We start from the raw sequence: 1,354 nt of genomic DNA, 5'->3' as shown, positions 1-1,354 counted from the left end.
CTGCATGTTCACCATGATGAACAATGCGCGGCTTTGTGTCGGCATGCAGGGGGTGGCGGTCGCGGAAGCCGCAACGCAGAAGGCGATCGCCTATGCCAATGAGCGCCGGCAGGGCAAGGCCGCGAGCTACACTGGCACGGGTATGGCGCCTATCGTCCATCACCCCGATGTCCAGCGTAACCTGTTGACCATGAAGGCGCTGACCCAGACCGCACGCGCCATCAGCTATTCCTGTGCCCACGCCATCGACATGGCCCGTGTCTCCGCCGGTGACGAGGCGGCATACTGGCGCGATCGCGCCAATCTGCTGACGCCGCTGGCCAAGGCGTTCTCGACCGATATCGGCGTCGAGGTTGCCTCGCTCGGCCTCCAGGTTCATGGCGGCATGGGCTTCATCGAGGAGACGGGAGCGGCCGCCTTCTATCGCGATGCGCGCATCGCCCCGATTTACGAGGGCACCAACGGTATCCAGGCGATCGATCTGGTGATGCGCAAGCTGCCGCTCGGCGGTGGCGACCATGTGCATGGTTACATCGCCGAACTGGCTGATATGGCCGCAGCGGTGCGGACCTCGAACATGCAGGGTTTCGGCCGCACCGCCGCCGCTCTCGACGCGGCACTTGGCGATCTCAGCGAAGCGACCCGCTTCCTGCAAAAACTGACGGCCGATGGCCGATCGGAAGAGGCGCTGGCAGGCGCCACGCCCTATCTCAGGCTGATCTCGCTTGCCGCCGGCGGCGCCTATCTGGCGCGCGGTGCTCTTGCCGATCACAACCGCATAGCGCTTTGCCGTTTCTTTGCCGAAAACCTGCTCGGCGAGGTCAGCGCCTTGAGGGCGCGCGTCATTGATGGCGCCGAAAGCCTCGCCGCTGCCGGCAAGACGCTCGTCTCTGCCTGACGTTTCACAAGGAAAACACCGTGACAGACCATATCCTCGTCGAGCGCCAGGGCGCCATCCAGATCATCCGCATGAATCGGCCGGACAAGAAGAACGCGCTGACGCGCTCCATGTATGCGAAAATGTCAAAAACCCTGGCCGAGGGCGACGCCGACCCGGCCATCCGCGTCCATGTCTTTCTCGGCGTGCCCGGCGCCTTCTCCTCCGGCAACGACCTTGCCGACTTCATGGTCGTCGCCACCGGCGGCGACGGCGGCACCGAAGTCTGGGATTTCCTGATGGCGCTGGCCAAGGTCGAAAAACCCATGGTCTCCGGCGTCGACGGCATCGCGGTCGGCATCGGCACGACGCTCAACCTGCATTGCGACCTGACTTTCGCCACGCCACGCACCGTGTTCAGGACGCCTTTCGTCGACCTGGGCCTTGTGCCTGAAGCGGGATCGAGCCTGCTGGCAC

2 protein-coding genes are annotated in these 1,354 nt (G+C 64.5%); both read left to right on the top strand.

Annotation, left to right across the window (positions count from 1 at the left end):
• Window positions 1-898, top strand: an 898-nt coding sequence (locus EN939_RS34325) for an acyl-CoA dehydrogenase (RefSeq protein WP_164751519.1), incomplete at its 5' end; no start/stop codon positions are given.
• Window positions 899-918: 20 nt separating this feature from the next.
• Window positions 919-1,354, top strand: a 436-nt coding sequence (locus EN939_RS34320; protein WP_206528429.1) for an enoyl-CoA hydratase-related protein, incomplete at its 3' end; no start/stop codon positions are given.

Origin of the sequence: Mesorhizobium sp. M7A.F.Ca.CA.002.05.1.1, assembly GCF_003998335.1 — a bacterium.
GTDB lineage: Bacteria > Pseudomonadota > Alphaproteobacteria > Rhizobiales > Rhizobiaceae > Mesorhizobium.
The sequence above is the reverse complement of the archived record's forward strand: the minus strand, read 5'-3'. Positions and strand labels throughout refer to the sequence as shown.